This is a genomic window from Nocardia carnea NBRC 14403 (assembly GCF_000308515.1).
Taxonomy (GTDB): Bacteria; Actinomycetota; Actinomycetes; order Mycobacteriales; family Mycobacteriaceae; genus Nocardia; species Nocardia carnea.
On the sequence record NZ_BAFV01000029.1, the window covers coordinates 1 to 17,911 of the forward strand.

19 protein-coding genes are annotated in these 17,911 nt (G+C 68.3%); 10 read left to right on the forward strand and 9 right to left on the reverse strand.

Translation table 11 applies throughout. From position 1 onward, the window contains the following. A partial coding sequence (locus ON22_RS10605) for a metallophosphoesterase (protein WP_043739996.1) occupies nucleotides 1–744 on the forward strand: 744 nt, incomplete at its 5' end. Between the two features lie 30 nt (nucleotides 745–774). Here ON22_RS10605 and ON22_RS34545 read toward each other — a convergent pair. Further along, entirely contained in the window at nucleotides 775–2,016 is a 1,242-nt protein-coding gene (locus ON22_RS34545) for a phthiocerol/phthiodiolone dimycocerosyl transferase family protein (protein ID WP_051157416.1), read from the reverse strand. A 148-nt stretch (nucleotides 2,017–2,164) separates the two neighbouring features. On the opposite strand from ON22_RS34545, the gene ON22_RS10615 reads away from it, so the two are divergent. After that, a complete protein-coding gene (locus ON22_RS10615) occupies nucleotides 2,165–2,941 on the forward strand; it encodes a siderophore-interacting protein (RefSeq protein ID WP_033242010.1) in 777 nt (258 codons plus the stop codon). Nucleotides 2,942–2,954: 13 nt separating this feature from the next. On the opposite strand, the gene ON22_RS10620 is transcribed toward ON22_RS10615, so the two are convergent. Beyond that, nucleotides 2,955–3,731 (reverse strand): M50 family metallopeptidase, encoded by a 777-nt coding sequence (locus ON22_RS10620; protein WP_033242011.1) that lies wholly within the window; start codon nucleotides 3,729–3,731, stop codon nucleotides 2,955–2,957. A gap of 238 nt (nucleotides 3,732–3,969) precedes the next feature. Here ON22_RS10620 and ON22_RS10625 point away from each other — a divergent pair, with 238 nt between their 5' ends. Next, complete coding sequence (locus ON22_RS10625) at nucleotides 3,970–4,434, forward strand: RsbRD N-terminal domain-containing protein (protein ID WP_033242012.1); 465 nt, start codon at nucleotides 3,970–3,972, stop codon at nucleotides 4,432–4,434. A gap of 5 nt (nucleotides 4,435–4,439) precedes the next feature. Here the strand turns inward: ON22_RS10625 and ON22_RS10630 are convergent, their stop codons facing one another. Together ON22_RS10630 and ON22_RS10635 are read right to left on the reverse strand one after the other, a co-directional pair. Continuing rightward, nucleotides 4,440–5,657: a PucR family transcriptional regulator gene (locus ON22_RS10630; RefSeq protein WP_033242013.1), complete on the reverse strand. Its 1,218-nt coding sequence runs from the start codon at nucleotides 5,655–5,657 to the stop codon at nucleotides 4,440–4,442. A 163-nt stretch (nucleotides 5,658–5,820) separates the two neighbouring features. Continuing rightward, on the reverse strand, nucleotides 5,821–6,336 hold the full coding sequence (locus ON22_RS10635) for a DUF3558 family protein (protein ID WP_081595480.1): 516 nt from the start codon (nucleotides 6,334–6,336) through the stop codon (nucleotides 5,821–5,823). A gap of 226 nt (nucleotides 6,337–6,562) precedes the next feature. Here ON22_RS10635 and ON22_RS10640 point away from each other — a divergent pair, with 226 nt between their 5' ends. Continuing rightward, on the forward strand, nucleotides 6,563–7,975 hold the full coding sequence (locus ON22_RS10640) for an MDR family MFS transporter (protein WP_033242478.1): 1,413 nt from the start codon (nucleotides 6,563–6,565) through the stop codon (nucleotides 7,973–7,975). A 19-nt stretch (nucleotides 7,976–7,994) separates the two neighbouring features. On the opposite strand, the gene ON22_RS10645 is transcribed toward ON22_RS10640, so the two are convergent. The 4 genes from ON22_RS10645 to ON22_RS10660 form a co-directional block, all read right to left on the reverse strand. Further along, nucleotides 7,995–8,978: a hypothetical protein gene (locus ON22_RS10645; RefSeq protein ID WP_033242015.1), complete on the reverse strand. Its 984-nt coding sequence runs from the start codon at nucleotides 8,976–8,978 to the stop codon at nucleotides 7,995–7,997. Nucleotides 8,979–9,233: 255 nt separating this feature from the next. Continuing rightward, on the reverse strand, nucleotides 9,234–9,788 hold the full coding sequence (locus tag ON22_RS10650) for a DUF8020 domain-containing protein (RefSeq protein WP_033242479.1): 555 nt from the start codon (nucleotides 9,786–9,788) through the stop codon (nucleotides 9,234–9,236). A 169-nt stretch (nucleotides 9,789–9,957) separates the two neighbouring features. After that, on the reverse strand, nucleotides 9,958–11,751 hold the full coding sequence (locus tag ON22_RS10655) for a hydroxysqualene dehydroxylase (protein ID WP_033242016.1): 1,794 nt from the start codon (nucleotides 11,749–11,751) through the stop codon (nucleotides 9,958–9,960). A gap of 13 nt (nucleotides 11,752–11,764) precedes the next feature. Continuing rightward, nucleotides 11,765–13,135: an NAD(P)/FAD-dependent oxidoreductase gene (locus ON22_RS10660; RefSeq protein ID WP_081595500.1), complete on the reverse strand. Its 1,371-nt coding sequence runs from the start codon at nucleotides 13,133–13,135 to the stop codon at nucleotides 11,765–11,767. Between the two features lie 220 nt (nucleotides 13,136–13,355). On the opposite strand from ON22_RS10660, the gene ON22_RS10665 reads away from it, so the two are divergent. Next, on the forward strand, nucleotides 13,356–14,006 hold the full coding sequence (locus ON22_RS10665) for a TetR/AcrR family transcriptional regulator (protein ID WP_033242018.1): 651 nt from the start codon (nucleotides 13,356–13,358) through the stop codon (nucleotides 14,004–14,006). 13 nt (nucleotides 14,007–14,019) lie between these two features. Here the strand turns inward: ON22_RS10665 and ON22_RS10670 are convergent, their stop codons facing one another. After that, nucleotides 14,020–14,577 (reverse strand): TetR/AcrR family transcriptional regulator, encoded by a 558-nt coding sequence (locus ON22_RS10670; RefSeq protein ID WP_033242019.1) that lies wholly within the window; start codon nucleotides 14,575–14,577, stop codon nucleotides 14,020–14,022. 90 nt (nucleotides 14,578–14,667) lie between these two features. Here ON22_RS10670 and ON22_RS10675 point away from each other — a divergent pair, with 90 nt between their 5' ends. From ON22_RS10675 to ON22_RS10695, 5 genes are all read left to right on the forward strand, one after another. Next, nucleotides 14,668–15,135: a DUF4334 domain-containing protein gene (locus tag ON22_RS10675; protein WP_033242020.1), complete on the forward strand. Its 468-nt coding sequence runs from the start codon at nucleotides 14,668–14,670 to the stop codon at nucleotides 15,133–15,135. Between the two features lie 2 nt (nucleotides 15,136–15,137). Beyond that, entirely contained in the window at nucleotides 15,138–16,226 is a 1,089-nt protein-coding gene (locus ON22_RS10680; RefSeq protein ID WP_033242021.1) for an NAD(P)-dependent alcohol dehydrogenase, read from the forward strand. A 178-nt stretch (nucleotides 16,227–16,404) separates the two neighbouring features. After that, nucleotides 16,405–16,653 carry an acyl carrier protein gene (locus ON22_RS10685; RefSeq protein ID WP_033242022.1) on the forward strand — a complete coding sequence of 83 codons (249 nt, stop codon included), beginning with the start codon at nucleotides 16,405–16,407 and terminating at the stop codon, nucleotides 16,651–16,653. A 394-nt stretch (nucleotides 16,654–17,047) separates the two neighbouring features. Beyond that, nucleotides 17,048–17,362: a hypothetical protein gene (locus ON22_RS10690; protein WP_033242023.1), complete on the forward strand. Its 315-nt coding sequence runs from the start codon at nucleotides 17,048–17,050 to the stop codon at nucleotides 17,360–17,362. Between the two features lie 72 nt (nucleotides 17,363–17,434). Next, the gene (locus ON22_RS10695; protein WP_156052214.1) at nucleotides 17,435–17,881 is read left to right on the forward strand and encodes a hypothetical protein; all 447 of its coding nucleotides are present in this window, start codon (nucleotides 17,435–17,437) and stop codon (nucleotides 17,879–17,881) included. Nucleotides 17,882–17,911 lie beyond the last annotated feature (30 nt).

Below are 17,911 nucleotides of genomic sequence, written 5' to 3' on the forward strand. Positions count from 1 at the left end.
GGGGTGCTCGACGGGCCGATGGTGCGACGGGTCACCGTACCGCTGGCCAAACTTCCCGCCCAGGCACACGGCCTGCGGATCGCGCTGGTCAGCGATCTACATCTCGGCCCCGCGCTCGGCCGCGGGTTCTGCGAACGGGTCGTCCGTACGGTGAACGACACCCGCCCCGACCTCATCGCCCTGGTGGGCGACCTCGCCGACGGCAGCGTCGCGGATCTGCGCGCGGAAACCGAACCGCTGGCCGGGCTCAGCGCCCGATTCGGCACCTACTTCGTTCCGGGCAACCACGAGTACTACTCCGATGCCGACGTCTGGCTGGACCGGGTCCGGGAACTCGGGATGCAGGTTCTGCTCAACGAGCGGGTCAGCCTGCCCGATTTCGATCTCGCCGGGGTCGACGATCCCGCGGGCAGCCTCATCGGCCGCGGCCCCGATTTCGCGGCGGCACTGGACGGCCGGGACAGCGAACGGGCCTGCGTCCTGCTCGCCCACCAGCCGATCGTGGTGCACGATTCGGTGCGATACGGCGTGGACCTGCAATTGTCCGGCCATACCCACGGCGGGCAGTTGTGGCCGGGTAACCTGATCGCGCGCTTGGCCAACCCGACCGTGGCGGGGTTGGAACTGTACGGTGCGACGGCGCTGTACGTCACCCGCGGCGCAGGGGCCTGGGGGCCGCCGGTCCGGGTCGCGGCCCCATCGGATATCACCGTGCTGGAGCTGGCTTCGCTACAGGGAGTCTGATCGCGCCGCGAAGGGGAGCGGATACCCGGCTCAGAGCCGGGTGAGCAGTGTACGCAGGCGTTCGATGCGTGGACGCTGGACCGGGGTGAATTCCGGTGGGTGGTGGATCTCGATACTGAGCCGGTCGTCGTAGGTGGTGACGATACTGGTTCCGCCGCCGGGCTGCGGGGGCCGGCGGCCGGTGGGGTCGGGTTTGGCGATCATGGTGGTACGGAAATCGTCGATCCGGACCGCAGGCCCGGACAGTCCGGGTAATCGGCCCCAATTCGTGGTCATCACCGTGTCGAACGGATTTGCCGGCGGTGCCGCCAGGGTGTCGGGCAGCTGCAACGGAGTCTGCTGGACGTAGCCGGTGGCGAGACCCGCACGCAATGCGCCGACGACCCCGTGCGCGAGCGAGGTGAGCGTCTGCGCCCCGCCGGGCGCGGGGCGGTAACCCGCGAAGCCCAGGACGTTGGTGCCCTCGGCCGGCCCGATCGCCGGCCGGACCCGGCGCCGCAGATCCACCGAATACGAACACTGCAGGCCGGTCACCGGAAGCCGGCGGGCCTCGGCTTCGGTGAGCAGCAGGGCCGCGGCCACCAGGCTGTGCACCGTCACCCCGGTGCGGTGCCCGTGGGCTACCAGAGCGCCGGTGTGCTCCCGGCTCAGCCGGCACCGGGTGGTGACCAGTGGCGGGTATTCGTGATCGTTCGCGGCGAGCGCGTCGGGCGGGGGGAGCGGCGGTTCGCTGCGGGGAGGTCCCGCCCGGCCGGGGAGGGGGCGGCGGCTGATCCCGCGGGCGGCGAGCAGATCTTCGACCGGTTGCGGCTGCCGGGCGGGTGGGAGTTCCGGGGCCCGGCCGGTGACGGCGGTCGAGTAGCACTGCCACAGTCGTTCGTAGAGGTGCAGCGCATGTGTCGCGTCGGCGATACTGTGGTGGACGAGCAGGGTGACGCTCGCGCCGGTCGCCGATCGCACCACGTGGGCCGAACCGAGGGCGCGCCGCTGGTCGGGCAAGGCCCCGGTGAGCAGGAGTTCCGGATCGCCGTCCGCCACGGTGAGCACGATCTCGGGCGGACCGGAGGTGACCAGCGTATGCCCGAACGGTTCACTGGGTACGAGCTGGGCGCCGAGCATGGGGTGGGCGGTGACCAGTGCCTCGTACGCGGCGGCCAGGGCGGAGATGTCCACCCGGCCGGATACGCGCGCGCAGTATCCGACGAAAACCCCGCTGAACGCGAAGATCTGCTCGCTGGGAGCCAGCGGTCGGATGACGGTAGCCGCGGTCATGGTGGTGCCTCTGTCCGGATGTTGGTGAGAGATTAACCCAAAAAGGCGTTATTGCCTCATATTTCGGTCCGGACGAGATGGACGCTACACAGTGACTCCGACGGGGCTGGTACGTTGCTTAGGTATACCTAATTAGTGAGGAGGCCGGATGGCCAGGAAACGCACGACCATGACCGTGGCCCGGACCGAGCAGCTCAGCGCCCATCTCGTCCGCGTACATCTGGGCGATCCCGGATTCGACGATTTCACCGCGAACGAATTCACCGACGCCTATGTGAAGCTGCTGTTCGACCGGCCCGACGGCGAGGTGATGCGCACCTACACCGTCCGCTCGGTGGATACCGCGGCCCGCGAGATCGCCATCGATTTCGTGGTACACGGTGACGAGGGGATCGCCGGACCGTGGGCGGCGACCGTCCGGCCCGGTGAGCAGATCACCTTCTTCGGTCCGTCCGGGGCCTACGCGCCGCGTGCGGACGCCGATTGGCATCTGCTGGCCGGTGACGAAGCCGCGTTACCCGCGATCTCGGCGGCGGTGGAAGCTCTGCCCGAGGATGCTCCCGCGAAGGTTTTCGTCGAGGTCGCCGATGCGTCCGACGAGATCGCGCTACCGTCCAAGGCGCTGGTCGATATCACCTGGGTGCATCGTGGCGGTGCAGCCCACGAGGTCGGCGACGACCGGGCCGGGGACAACGCTCCGCTGATCGCCGCGGTGCGCGGCGCGGCGTGGCTGCCGGGGCAGCCGCAGGTGTTCATCCACGGCGAGGCGCAGGCGGTGATGCACAACCTGCGCCGCTATATCCGCCGGGAGCGCGGTGTCTCCGCCGAGTTCGCATCGATCTCCGGATACTGGCGGCGCGGCCGCACCGAGGAAGGCTTCCGGGTATGGAAGAAGGAGCTCGCCGAGGCCGAGACCGCCGGATAACCCGGGCCGCGAGTCAGCCGGCCGGGCAGTCGGCGCTGCCGGGAAGCGGCAGGCAGATCCCGGCCGTGGCCGACAGCAGGAGCCCGGCGCCGGCTACCAGCGAGCCGAGGGCGATCGCGAGGAACACTCCTACCCACAGCAGGCCGGGCAACCGGGTGAGCCGGGCCAGTTGGTCGGCGTCGGTGGTGCCGTCGCGCATCCGCGACCGGGTGCGCTGTAATTCCAGCACCGGACGGCTGCCGGCGAGCAGCAGCAGCCACGTCGCCAGGTAGGCGAAACCGGCTTGCAGCGCATCGGAACCGAACCAGGACACCCCGAAAACCAAGGCCCCCGTGGTCAGTACGGATACCACGCCGTACACGTTGCGGATCATCACCAGCATGATGGCCAGGGCGGCGATGGCGATCCACAGCATCAGGGTGATCCGCCCGGCGCCGAGTAGGGCGGCGAACCCCAGTCCGACCAGCGGTGGCGCCGGATAACCGGCGAGCGCGGTCAGGATCATGCCGAATCCATAGGGTTTTCCGCTGGAAACGGTGAGTCCGGAGGTATCGGAATGCAGGGTGATCGCGTTGAGCCGCCGGCCGCTCAGTAGTGCGACCAATGCGTGCCCGCCCTCGTGCGCAATGGTGACAACATTGCGGGTCACCCGCCACAGCGGCCCGTAGCCGACGAGAATCAGGGCTACCACCGCGGTCGCCAGTACCAACCAGGACGGCGGGGCCGCCTGGGTCGTCGTGAGCCGCTCCGCGATGGAACTGCTGCGGTCTATCAGATCACCGGTATCCACTGCCGCACCATAACCGGGGAGCGCGCCGCGGCGCGCGGCGCCGGGAGGGCGGCCACCGAAACCCGGCCGGGGTGGGCGTTACCACGACGTCCGGATATCTGTTGATGGGACGTTTCACTATCTTTGGCCGACTGTATTCCGAGGTGGACCGAAGTCTCGGCGTTGGGTCGTTCACAGAACCATGAATAACTATACGTTTGTCCATATCGGTAGTCGGTCGCTGGCGGAGGGAGCACGGATGTGCACGAGTGGACAGTACGACCCCGAACCGGAGGACTCCGCCGAAGTCTTCGAAGTGCCGGAACTCACCGAGCTGCTGCGGATCTGGTCCGTGCGTAGCACGGGTGCCGCGAGCGCGCCGCGGCCGGTCGCGGATTTCGGCACGGCGTTCCGGGTGGGGTTGGGCCTGGCGCTGGCGCTGCTCGACGATTCCGATCCCTCGGGCCGGCAGGTGCTGGCCCGGCTCGAGGTGGCGGCCGCGCGCTGGGCCCGCGAGGAGGTCCCGCTCGAGGTGATCCAGCATGCTCTGCACGAAGGGGTCAAAAGCGGGCTGGGACTGCGTGATTCGCCATTACTGCGACGTTCGGACGCGGCGTCCGGCGGTGTCGACGGATCGTTTGTGGTGGATGTGCTCGATACGCTGACTGCCGCGGTGTCCCGAGCCTATGTGGCGCAGGTGCGTAGCGGCCAGGCCTCGGCCTGATGTGCTCACCTCGCCCGATAACTGCGCGCGACGAGCGCGGAACGCAGATACCACAGGCCCGACGGCTGGGTCGGGTCGAAACCGGTCAGTTGCGCGACCCGTTTGAGCCGGTAATCGATGGTGTTGGTGTGAATATGCATGAGCCGGGCTGTGCGCTGGCGGTTGAGATTGTTGGAGATATGGCGCTGCAGCGTCTCCAGCAACTCCGGGTGGTCGTCGAGCGGCTCGAGCAGCGAACCGAGATATTCCCGGCCCGGCCCGGGGCGGGTGAGCTGGTACTCCAGTGCCATATCGTCGAACCGGTAGAGCCCGGGAACGCATTCGAGCCGCTGCACCATATCCAGCAGCTCATGGGCCTGGTCGGCGGCCGCGGGGATATCCGCGGTGGGCGTTTCCACCATGGCGGCACTGATCGGGACCTGCGCCGCCCGCGACAGTTGCGGGATCAATTCGTCGAGCTCCTCGGCGCCCAGAGTTTCGGCCGGCAGCAGGACGGTGCCACCGTCCACGCTCAGCAGCGACAACGCCGCGTCGGTGCAGCGGGTTGCCAGTTCCGCCTGCACCCGGCGCAGTTTGCGGCGGGCCACCACTTTCCCGTCGAGCGCGGGAATGGATTCGTCGGGATGGGCCGGAATCGCCACGGCCAGCACGATATACGCGGGGGCGATCTCGATACCGCATTCGCGGGCCATGGTCGACGTACTGTGCCCGCCCAGTAGCGCCGAGGTGAGCGTATGCACCGCCGTATGGTGTTCGTTGACCACCGAGCGCAGTTCCCGCACGTAGGCCATCGAGATACAGACCGTCATCTTGTCGAGCATTTCGACGACGAGTTTGGCGCCGTCGACCAGGGCGGAATAGTCGGTCACCGTCGCCTGCGACACCACGAGGTCCAGACCCAGCCGGAACCCTTCGTGGACGGCGTGGTGGATGGTGTCGATCGGCACCCCTTCCCGTGCCCAGCCGGCGGCGGCGTTCTCCAGTCTTCGGGTCTTCTCCGGGATGTCCTGGCCGTCGAGCATGCTGACGGCCAGCTCCAGACAGGTGCGGGTGATGGTGGTGACATCGCCGTAGATCGCGTCGCCGGGCAGGGTCCCGCACGGCACCACGTTCTCCACGAAATGACCCACCATCCGGCGGGACAGTTTGCGGACATCCTGCAGCGGGGCGGACATGGGTTGCCCGGATAGCGTCAGCTTGGTTCTGGTCGTGTCGACGGTCATGCTGACTCCTTCTACCCCCGGACGGTGAGACTGCGGCTACACAGTAACGAGCGGATGTCGAACCGGGTACCGCTTTGCGATCTGGACTGGACGACCGTAAAGGGGCGCGCCCATCGCATTGTGACTGGTCACAGTGGTATGCACTATGGTCTAAACCCGCTGATCAGGCCGGTAGGGCGGGCGCAAGGACGCTTGTCACCCGCTCCGCCCGGCCGCAGATTTCCGCGCCGGTTCCGGGGCCGGCACTGTCCAGCCGGACCCGGATCAGCCCGCCGCCCTCGGTAGGCAGGGCAACCGTGCAGGTCGCCGCGGTATCGGCGGGTTGCACTCGCTGCCCGGTCCGGTCCGCCACGCTGATCTCCGTGCGGCGGGCCCCGGCGCCGCCCACACTCTCCGGTGACCCGGTGGTGGTGAACAGCACCCGGACCGCGGCCTCGCCGCTGCTCCAGCCGCACCCGGCCCAGCCCGGCTCGGCGGCGACATCCCGCCGCTGCGATCCGGCCGGGAACCCGGCCTCGGTGAGGAGGCCGGCCGGCAGGTCGCACGGATCCCACACCGCGGCCGGATCCGTGACCTCCGCGGTCCCGCAGGCGCCGGCGCCGAGTACGGCAGCGGTGAGCACGCACCACAGCATCCGGTGGCGGACGAGACTGCCCGGGGCAGTTGCCGAAGTCGTCATTACGCGGATGCTAGCCGCGGGTTACGGTGCGGCACAGGGTCTCTGTGTGGCCTCACAGAGACCATGGGACGACTGTTGCGGATCGGCACAAGCCGGTTGCCGCCGGTGTTGTGGGCAATCGCTCTCCCACTATGTGGAAATCCGGACGGTCGACGGGCGGTTCCGGGAATAGCGTTACCGAACGGCCGTGTTGGCCGGTCTGTTGTCCGAGGAAAGGGGTGCGCCGGTGGTGGCGGATACCGCAAAGGCCGGCGTAGGGCTTCGATCCGACCGTGGCGCGATACTGGGCTCACTGATGCTGGCCACCGGCCTGATCGCACTCGATTCGACGATTATCGCGACCGCGGTCCTCTCCATCACCGCAAGCCTCGGCGGTTTCGCACAGTTCCCGTGGCTGTTCTCGATCTATCTGCTGGCCCAGGCGGTCACCGTGCCGATCTACGGCAAGGTCGCGGATATGGTGGGCCGCAAACCGGTGATCCTGTTCGGTATCGCGGTATTCGCCCTCGGCTCGCTGCTCTGTGGCCTTGCCGGGAATATGATGTGGCTCATCGTGTTCCGGGGTATCCAGGGCATCGGCGCGGGCGCCATCCAGCCGATGACCATGACCATCGCCGGCGATATCTACACCCTGGCCGAACGCGCGAAGGCACAGGGGTATATCGCCGGAGTCTGGGCCTTGTCCTCGGTGGCCGGCCCCCTGCTGGGCGGGGTATTCGCCGATCACCTCGGCTGGCGGTGGATATTTCTGATCAATATTCCGCTGTCGGCCTGGGCGGCCTGGATGCTGTCCCGCCATTTCACCGAGACCGTACCGCGGCAGCGGACTCGTCTCGACTATTCCGGCGCGATACTGCTGACCACCGGGGCGGGAGCGATAATCCTCGGCCTGCTCGAAGGCGGCCGGTCCTGGGCGTGGGATTCGCCGGCCGGAATCGGGATCTTCGCCGGCGGCGCGGCCGCCCTGGTGGCGTTCGTTCTCGTGGAACGCCGGGCGGCGAATCCGATTCTGCCGCTGTGGCTGTTCACCCGGCGGGTGGTGGTGGCCAGTTCGGTGATCTCACTGCTGGTCGGGGCGCTGCTGCTCGGTCTCACCTCCTACGTCCCGACCTTCACCCAGGGCGTACTCGGCGCCAGTGCACTCGTCGGCGGCCTGACGGTAGGCGCGCTCACTCTCGGATGGCCGATTTCGGCCTCCCAATCCGGCCGGGTGTATCTACGGATCGGTTTCCGGTTCACCGCCGTCCTCGGCGGGATAATCGCCACGATCGGAGCATCCGCGACACTGTTCATCGACACCGAATCGTCGATCGGGCAGATCGCGGCCACCTGTTTCCTCATCGGTCTCGGGATGGGCCTGGTGGCCAGCCCCACCCTGATTGCCGCGCAGACCGCCACCTCCTGGCACGAACGCGGCGTGGTGACCTCGGCGAATATGTTCGCCAGATCCATCGGCAGCGCGGTGGGGGTGGCCGTATTCGGTGCGCTGGTCAACTCGCGGATCGGTGATGCCGCCGTCCCCGCACCCGAGGCACTGGCCGAAGGGGTGCACCTGGTTTTCGTGGCTGTGCTGGTGATGACGGTGGCGATCGTGGGTGCCGGCGCCCTCATGCCGGGCCGCTCCGGATCCGGCCGGTAGCGGCCCGGCGCCGCGGCGGCTACGCCTCGCGGCCGAGAACCTCCACTCGTTCACCGGCCTCGAACTCGATCACCTGGTGGACCCGGGAATCGCCGACCGGACCGAGATCGGCGAGCACCACCTCACCGCGCCGGGTCAGCGATTCGACGATCGCATCCACCGGTCGACCGTCGGATCCGGCGATACGGAGGCGATCGCCGACCTCTAGGGCATCGGCACGGACACCGCTGGGGGCCGCCTGGGGGTTGTACACCCCGCAGTAGGTCCGGCCGGCCGTATCACCGACACCGCGGTGGGCGATGGTCCACCACACCGGCGCGGAACCGGCACCGGCATTCCGGCGGTGCCGGTAGAGCACCCGATCGCGACCGTCCTCGGCGGCGGCCCGGCTCTCGTGCACCGAAACATGCCGCCGAATCGGCGCGCTGCGATGCTGTACAGTGCCCGCCGCACCGTCGACAACCAAGACCCAGCCACCGGAAAGATCCTGGTCCCGGGCCGCGTTCACCCGTTTGGCCAACGCCTGCCCCGGGGTGGCGCCGAGCCGGTCGGCCACCTCGGCCAGGCTCTCGGCCAACCCCAGCGCCCGCAGGAATCCGGCCACCTCGATCTCCGCGGTGCCGAGCCGCTGCGCGAGCACCGGCATCGGCGTGCGCTCGCGCCACGCCTGACGGGTGAGATGCTCGTGTTCGGTGAGCCACAGCGCGGACGGGCCGTGGCGGTGATTGTCGACCACTGTCGCCCACCAGTCCCATTCCGGTTCGGCGGCCAGCCGATCCCGGATCCAGCCGGCGCGATCGGCGGCGCGGACCCTTTCCCGCGGGGGTATGAAATTGCGTAGCGCGGCCCGAACGGCCGACGGTGTGCGGCCGAGATCATCGGCTATCCCGGTCAGGTCCTTGCCGGCCCGGAGTTCCGACACGATGGTCCGATACTCCGATTCCCGCCACGAGGTGCCGTGCTGACGCGGCGGCAGCAGTCGTTGTTGTCCGAATTCACTCATCACAGAACCCCCGGTTCCGTTGCGCCGGAGACTATCCGCCGTGATCGGTCGGCCGATCGCGACTCATCTCCGACTGTGTCCTACCTGCATGATTTTACTGCGGGGGTCCGACAGAAACGGCTCCGCACAGCGGCGATGCACAGGCAGCGGCCGGGACGATATCCGCTCGGCGCCAACAGAATCGGCGTCACTACGACGGGGAACGGCCCCGGCCGTGCGCTGCCCCATCCGGCAGTGCACGGCCGAGAACCGGTATCACGGAGTGGAATAACCGATCAGCGCGCCGATACCCGCGCCGATCGGGATGGTGATCAAGGCACCCACACCGCCGAGGAAGAAGCCGAGTACCGCACCGATTCCACCGCCGATCAGCGCACCGATCCCGGCATTGTGCATCTTGCGTGCTTCGGTGCCCGGATCGGCAACCAGCTGGGCGATATGTTCACCCGCCGGTGTGGCGGCCTCCGGGGTGAGCGTCAGCGTCCGGCCGTCCGCGGAGACCGCGGCCGCCAACGGTGCGGTCGTGCCGGCAGCGGAAACCCCGAGCGGCAGGGTGGTCAGCGTGTGCCCCGCCGCATCGGCCAGTAGTACCGCGGCTCCGCCCGCGGCGAGCCGGAAACTGCCGGTGTCCAGCGTCGTGACGAGTGCCGTCCCCGCCTCGTTCGGTGCGACGACATACCCGACCCCCTGCTCGGTGCCGCGCACGGCGACCTCGGCGGCGGCCTGCGGATCGGCGTGCGCGGTGCCCGCGGCCGCACCGAGAGCGCCGATGGAGATCAGCGCGGTCGCGGCGATGTGCTTGATTCTCATGATATTTCCCCACATGTTCTGCCGGCGTGGTGCCGCCGGCCGGTCCCCAGCGGCCGGATTTCGGCCCGGAACCCATTCTCGAAGAACCGGATACGACGGACAATGCTTTCGGTCGAATCGACGCAGACACGCCGTGGTTCGAGTACCCGGCGAGTTCGCCGACCGGCTGTCAGATATCCAGTATGTGCGGGAGTCCCGCCCGGAACCGGTCGGCGTCGAGCTTCTTGGCCGCCTCGAACGCCGGTAGCGCGACCAGCGGAAACACCGGGGCATGCGGGGTGGAGTCGTCGGCGGCGTCGATAATGGCGTTCGCGGCATTACGGCCGGATTCGTTGGCGCTCTCCATGGTTGCCAGGTCGATATGACTGCGCACATGGTCGCCGCCGAAGAACAGATTCGGAATGGCGCAATGCGCGTGCGGCCGATGATCGTAGGAGCCCACGGTGTTGACCAGCAGCGGTGTCTCGTTATGAGTGGTGCCGCCGGACCAGCTGATTCCCGGATCCAGATGCCAGGAATGAATATCCTCGTCGCGCAGCCAGCCGGTCCCGGCGTTCAGCCATACCTTCAGCTGGGCCCAGACTTCGGCCGCGATCTCCGCGGCGGTGCACTGTTTGGCGGGCCGCCGGTACAGGATCCCCGGGGTATCCCAATCGGAGATATCCACCGAGAAACATTCCTGTACCGACCCGTCGCCGTACTGGCCGGCGAAATCGCCGACCCACATCGGTGCCTGGCGCAGCGCCGTGAGTGCCCACGGTGAACCCAGGGCGGCGATATGGCCCTCCGGGATCTCGGTGGGGCGGCGCAGATAGAACTGGATCCCGACCATCCAATCGGTGAGCAGTTCCCGCATCCCGGCCAGGTGCGGATCGGCCGAGAGGACCTGGTCGTTCAGCAACGGCACTGTTCTCTCCACCGGCATGGCGCAGATGTAGTGATCCGCGACCGCGGAGGTCGCGGTGCCTTGTGCGTCGGTGACGGTGACCGAGTCGATCCGGCCGCCCGCACAGGACAGCCGGCTCGCCCGCTGTCCCATGACGAATTGCACGCCGCGCGACTGTAGATAGGCCACCCACGGGTCGATCCACGCCGCGTTCGTGGGCCGGTTCAGGATTCGGTCCACACCACCGGAGAACTCCGGGATCATCCCGCTCCCGGCGAGTACCAGTGCTTCGCCGATGGTGCCGATGGTGCGCGCCGAACTCAGATGCGGTTTGGCGGCCACCGTGATGCGGGTCAGCGCGTTGACCAGATACGCCCGGTAGGCTGCGGATTTGCCGTCGGCCTGCATGATCTGTTCCCAGGTCAGGTATTCCCATTGCCCGAACCGCCGTTCGGTACTCGAGGTGAACCACATGAGCATCTGCTTGCCGAAGAAGGCCAGTTCGTGCGGCGGCAGTTCCGGGATGAAGCCGAATGCGCTGACGATGCTGTTCTGCAGGTTCTGCGGTGTGAGCTGATCGAATCCGGCGATCTCCACCGGCGCCACGATCGGTGGCCGGTCGCGGAAACCGGCCACGGTGCCCTCGACGCGGATCAAGTTGTCCAGGACACCGTTCGGATTGCCGGGGAACGGGATCCGGCGCATGGTGTCGGGAATGTTCCGGTAGCAGCCCGGGAAGAACCGGAACCCGTGCTCACCGGGCAGATCGGCGCGTCCGCCGGTGCCGGTGCCGGGAACTCCCATACTGCGCGCCTTCCCGCCCAGATAGGACGGTTCGTAGACGGTCACCCGGAAACCGCGTTCGGCGAGTTCGTGGGCGGCCGATAAACCCGCCATTCCACCGCCGAAGATCGCGACCTCCTTACCACCGGTGCGTAGGCCGGGGGTTCGGTGCCGGGCCGGGGCCGCGGTGGCGGTCGCCTGTCCGGCGGCGAGTATCGCCGCGCCGGCGAATGCGCCGCGTAGCGCGGTGCGGCGGTCGATCGATGCTGACTTCTTCGGCAGCTGATCCGACATGGTGCTCTCCTGGTCAAACGGTTGAGATTCCGGTGACGGGTGGGGCGCCGCGCAGCGTGGTGCGCGACGTACGGAATTCGCGGGCGGTGGAAGCGGCCTCGTGCGCGATATCGCGGAACACCGGCCCGGGGGCGCGACGGTGCCGCCACAGGGCGCCGGCCGTGAGCCGGGCCATCCGGGCCGGTGTGTAGAGCTCGGCGGGACGTCTGGTGCGGGAGAAGATTCCGGTGGTGACGGCCGCCAGATCCGGGTCGGTGGTCGCGGCGCGATACAGTTCGACCTCCAGCGGACTCATCGCCGTACCGCGGGCGAGCCGGTTGGTCCAGTGGTAGATCTCCCGGCATTCGCGAACGCGGCGTTGTTCCCACGCGGCGACCGTGTGGTCCAGTCGCACGGGATCGTCGAGCACTGGGGCCACTTCCTCGGCCAGCAGACGGCCGTAGTGCAGAGCGTCGCGAATCCCCTGGGCGGTCACCGGATCCTTGAAATGCCCGGAGTCGCCGGGTAAGGCCCACCCGGGCCCGCTCGACCGCCGGAAATAGGAAACGATTCCGGTGGCCGACCGCACCCGCCCGACCCGTTCGCAGCCGCGCAGACGTTCACGCAGCGGCGGGATCCGGTCCAGGGCCGCGGCGTAGCGCCGTTCGGCATCGCCGGGACGGAGCCGGCCGGGGGCGGCGGGCGGCTGGACCAGACAGAGCAGCAGGCCGTCGTCGCAGGGGAAAGCCGTGCCGAGATCGGCTCCCACCCGCCATTGCGCGGCGGTCGAGCGCCATTCGGTGGAGTTGTCGCGCCAGTAGGCGAAATAGCAGTCGCGGCCGCTGGGGTCGGCCTCGTACGGTGTTTCCACGCCCGCCAGTCGCGCGACGGTACTGCGCCGGCCGTCCGCCCCGACCACCAACGCGGCACGGAGTTCGACGGTGCGTTCCTCGGGTCCGGTGTAGTGGACGCCGATGCACCGCGCACCGTCCCAGACCAGTTCGGTCACCCGGCAGCGCTGCCGTACCTCGGCCCCCGCATCGGTGGCTGTGCGGACGAGTGCGTGATCGAGGCCGGTCCGGCGGACACACAGCGTGTAGTCGATACCGCCCACCTCGGGAAACGGTGTCGCGATGGTATACCCGGAGCCTGCCGCGAAGGCATGGGTGAGTGCGGGAGCGCCGAGTTCGGAGACCGCGTCGAGCGCACCCAGCCGGGACAGTTCGGCGACCGCGGCCGGCCACAACAGATGGGTGGACAGCGTGTCCGACGGAAAACGGGCGCTGTCCAGGACGACGACCCGGCGTCCGGCCCGGGCCAGCGTGGCCGCGGTGGCGGAACCTGCACAGCGGGCACCCACGACCACGACATCGGCTTGTTCGACCGCGGCGGGGGAGTCAGTCATACGAACCGCCTCGGTCATCGAGTCTCGGACACTATGTCCGATTGATGGTGCGGTGCGGTGGCGGCATTGTCAACCATCCGGGCCGCACTGTCCCGCACAGTTTTCCGCAGAAGTAGAGAGCCGGCAACGGTGATCCGAGCCCGGCCGACGGGCACAATGGGCCCATGGACCTTGTGAGCGGATATCCACGCCCGTGGCCGAGCGATACGGCGGTCCCCGGATGCCCTCGCTGACCCGGGCCCGGCGGCCCGCCCGGAAACCGGATGACGATCGCCGGGCCGAATTCGAGCAGCGGGTCCTGCGCGCGGTCGAGGATCTGCTCGCCGACGGCACTCCGTACACCGAGATCGCGGTACAGAAGATCGCCGCGACCGCCGAGGTGGCGCGGTCCACCTTCTATCGCTACTTCCCGGACAAGAGCCGATTGCTCATCCGGATGGCGGAATTGGCGACCAGCGATCTGTTCGCCGCCGCCGAGCGCTGGTGGAGCGCGGAACACACCGACCGTGAAGCGGGTGTGCGCAACGCGATGAGCGCCATGATCGCGGGCTTCCGCCGGCACCGGTATCTGCTGCTCGCCCTGAGTGAACTCGCCTCCTATGATCGCGATGTCGGCGCCTATTGGCGCGGCCGGGTCGCCGGTTTCGTCGAGCTGGTACGCCATCGCCTCGAGGCCGACCGGGCCGCCGGCCGGGTGGCGCCTGAACTGGATCCGGCCGCGACGGCGCTGGTACTGGCGGCCATGGTGGAGCGGTCCATCAGCACGGCGTTCGCGGTGCGTACCGGCATCTCCGATGCGGAACTGGCGCGGACCCTGGGCCGCTCGATCTGGCTGGTGGTCTACGGTGACGCGCCGACCGGCCCGGCCTGACGTCGCGGCGGGCTCAGGCCGCAGGTTCGACCAGCCGCCGCGCAGCCAGTACGACGGCGGCGCGCTGCTCGGCGACCCGGCGGGCCGGCCCCTGGCCGCTGTGGACCGCGGTACTCCGGGCCAGTTCGGTGAGCATGCGTAACAGGGTCGGCGCCGCGATATCGGTGGTGACCGATCCCGCGCGCTGTCCACGTCTGATCTCGGCCAGCTTGGGGTCGAGTGTGCGGCGCAGTACCTGTGCGATCCGCTCGTCGGCCGGTTCCAGCTCCGCCCATGCCTGTAATCGCGCGTTCTCCGGGTGGGCACGGAAATGGTCGAACAGCCGGCCCACGTAGCCGGGGAGATCGTCGGCGCGCAGAGCGGTTTCGGTGGTGGTCTGCGCGGTCCATTGTTCGGTGACCGCGGCGTACAGTTCCGATTTACCCGGGAAGTAGGCGTAGAGGCGATCCTTGCTGGCCTGCGCGGCCGCGGCGATCCGATTGATCCGCGCACCGGCGGTGCCGTATTCGGCGAACTCCGCTTTGGCCGCCGCGAGGATCCGCTCCCGGGTCGCCTGGCCTGCCGCACGCATACCGGGAATCGTAGCTTGCCGAACCATCTGGTTCGGAACTAAGGTCGTTGCCGAACCAGATGGTTCGCCGAACCGGTCGATGGGACAGATATGAGTGCGGACACGCCACGGTGGCAGCAGTTGCGGGAGCAGACCGAGGGCGTGTCGGTCGCCGAACTCGACGATCTCTGGGGGCGGCTGCGGCCCGCGCGCGCCGAGGACATTCTCGGCGAATGGCGCGGTGACGCCTTCCAGACCGGCCATCCACTGTGCCGGGCATTGCCCAAGAGCCGCTGGTACGGCAAAACCTTCCATGCGCTCGACGATGCGAAGCCGCTGATCTGCCGGGCCGAAGACGGCACGCTGTTCTCCAATGTGGAACTCGGCGGCGGCGAGGCCACCCTGTGGAATATCGAATTCCGCGGTGAGGTGACCGCCACCATGGTCTACGACGGCCGCGCCGTTTTCGACCATTTCAAATGGCTCGACGACACCACTCTGATGGGCATCATGAACGGCCGCCCGGAACTCGTCCTGGCCGGCGGCGAATACTTCTACTTCCTGCTGGAACGGGCGTAGCGATGCGGACCACGGCGCTCCTGTCCCGGGATCCGTCCGCACCGTTCACCGCGGAAGCGGTCGATCTCGACGATCCCCGTGACGACGAGATCCTGGTGCGCATCCTCGCCTCGGGGATCTGCCATACCGACCTGGTCAACCGGGTGCTGGGCAAACCCGATCGGCCGGTGCTGCTGGGACACGAGGGCGCCGGAGTCGTGGCCGCGGTCGGTGCGTCGGTGACCTCGGTGGCGCCCGGCGACCATGTGGTTCTCACATTCCGGCACTGCGGCGCCTGCCCGAACTGCATGGCCGGCCGCCCCGCCTACTGCCGGCACTCCACCGCGCTCAACCATTTCGGCCGCCGCGCCGACAGATCACCGCGCGTCACCGTCGACGGTGCCCCGGTACGGGACGGTTTCTTCGGGCAATCCAGTTTCGCCGGGTACGCAATAGCCACCGCGGACAACACCGTCGTCGTCGACCCGGCGGCCGATCCGGCCGTCGTGGCCTCCTTCGGTTGCGGATTCCAGACCGGCGCGGGCGCGGTACTCAACGCCCTGCGGCCGGAACCCGGGGCCTGGCTCGCGATCTACGGTGGGGGAGCGGTCGGTTCGGCGGCACTGCTCGCCGCCCGCACCGTTGCCGGTGTGCGGACCGTCGTGGTGGAAACCTCCGCGGCGCGGCGCGAGCTGGCCACGGGACTGGGCGCAGATATCGTCCTGGACCCGGCCGGCGCGGGTACCGCGGAAACGGTTCGGGAGATCACCGGCGGCGGGTCCACCCATGCGTTGGACACCACCGGGATTCCCGCCGTGCTCGCCGATGCGTTCGCGGCTCTCACGACCGGGGCAACGGTGGTCGCGGTGGGTCTCGGTGCCGGTGTGCCGCCGATCGATGTGCGCGATATGGTGCTGCAGGGCAAAACGATCCGCGGCTGTCTCGAAGGCGATGCGGACCCGGCCACCTTCATCCCGCACCTGCTCGACTTGTACGGCAAGGGCGAGTTGCCGGTGGACCGGCTGGTGACCCGATTCCCCCACACCGAAATCGAGACGGCGCTGGCCGCCCAGCATGCGGGTTCGGTGATCAAACCGGTACTCACCTGGTGAGGCGGCGTACGGTTCCCGGTCCGGGAACCCGGCGGCAGCCGGCGGACGAAAACCATTCGCAGTAGAGCGGATCCGTTGGTCGTCGTCTCGGTGCGATATCCTGGTACGGGTCGGTGACCGCGACGACCACTGTCCACCTCTCTCGACCGGTTCCATGCGCCGGGGAAGGCCAGTCGCCATGTCCGATATGCCGATCCGCGACTATATCGCCGAATTCCTGCGTACCCACTGCGATCTGGAATTCGACACCATCGAACCCCAGGCGACCCCGGCCGAACTGGGGCTGGATTCGCTCACCGTGTTGTCGATCATCGTGCTGGTCGAGAAGAAGTACGAGATCGAACTGCCCGACCGGCAGGTGGCCTCCGCGCAGACCTTCGCCGAACTGATGGAGCTGTTCGGGGTATCCGTGGCGCCGGCCTCCTGATCTGGACAGTCGACCGCACGGTCCGCCGGCTACTGCGTGCGACCACGGGCTACTCCGTGCGACCGCGGCACCGTTCGCCGTGACGGGCCCGGCTCCGGGTGTTGCGTCGGCCGCCGCGCGGAGCCTGTGACGCAGCTGTCGTGGAACCGCAACGCTTCGGTGACCCTGCGCGACCACCGGGGCGAATCGGATGCCGATCGAGTGCTGTCCCGGAGCCCTCCCCGCGTGTCGCATCGGCGACACGCCGCGATTTACGGCGCTGACCAGAAGAAATCGGCGAGTCTCTCCCCATGGAGGCCGCGATTGCGCTTCAATAACCGATCGGGTTCGGCTTTACGGAAACGGCATTCGTCCGCCACCGGATACACCGGCATCCGAGAGGGGCACGACCAGAATGAGCATGATCCTCACCGCACTGCACGACGGCCTTCCCGCCCTGCACGACAGCTATACGACACTGGCCCAAGTCGGCAATCCGACCCCCGAGGCGCCGCCACTGTCGGACAAGATCACCCAGATGACCAGGTATCTGACCTGGTTCGTCCTGCTCTCCGGCGTCACCGCGATCATGTTCGGCGGCGGCAAGTTCGCCTGGGAGAAATGGAACGGCGGCGCGCTCACGGCGCCGAAACAGATCGCCGGCGCCATGATGGGCGGTGCGGTCGCCACCAGTGCGGGCACGATCATGAACGCCATCATGGGCGCCTGACCGGTCCCACCGTTTCAGGTCACGGTACTGCCCGTGCCGGCCGCGTTCGGAGTGGTTGCTAGATTCGGGTTCGTGCACTCCGGCGCCGCGGGAACATTCGTTCGGTGGTTGCTGCCGCTCTTCTTGGCAGTGGCCCTGCTGGGCATGCATCACCTCCCCGCCGGCGAGCCCGCTGCCGCTTCTACACAGCATGAGCTGCTCCGGTCTGTCGAACCGGAAGCCGGTCCGCCGGTCGGTGCACAGTCCGATCCGGCGCACTGCTGTACGACGGCGGCGGTGCTCGCGCCGGAGCCCGGGCACGACAGTCCCGGCGATCACGGTGCGGGTCACGACCTGCTGCATCTGTGCATGGCCGTGCTGACCGCATTGGCCGGAATCGTGCTGGCATTGTTCGTCGTCGCCTGCGGAGTGACCGGACATACCCCCGCTGCGGTGATCCCGGCCGTCCCGCTCGTCTGGGCGCGACCCCCGCCACCGCTCTCCCGACGTTTGGCCGCCCTGGGTGTGTTGCGGCTGTGACCGACGCCCGCCGGACCCGGTGATCCGGGT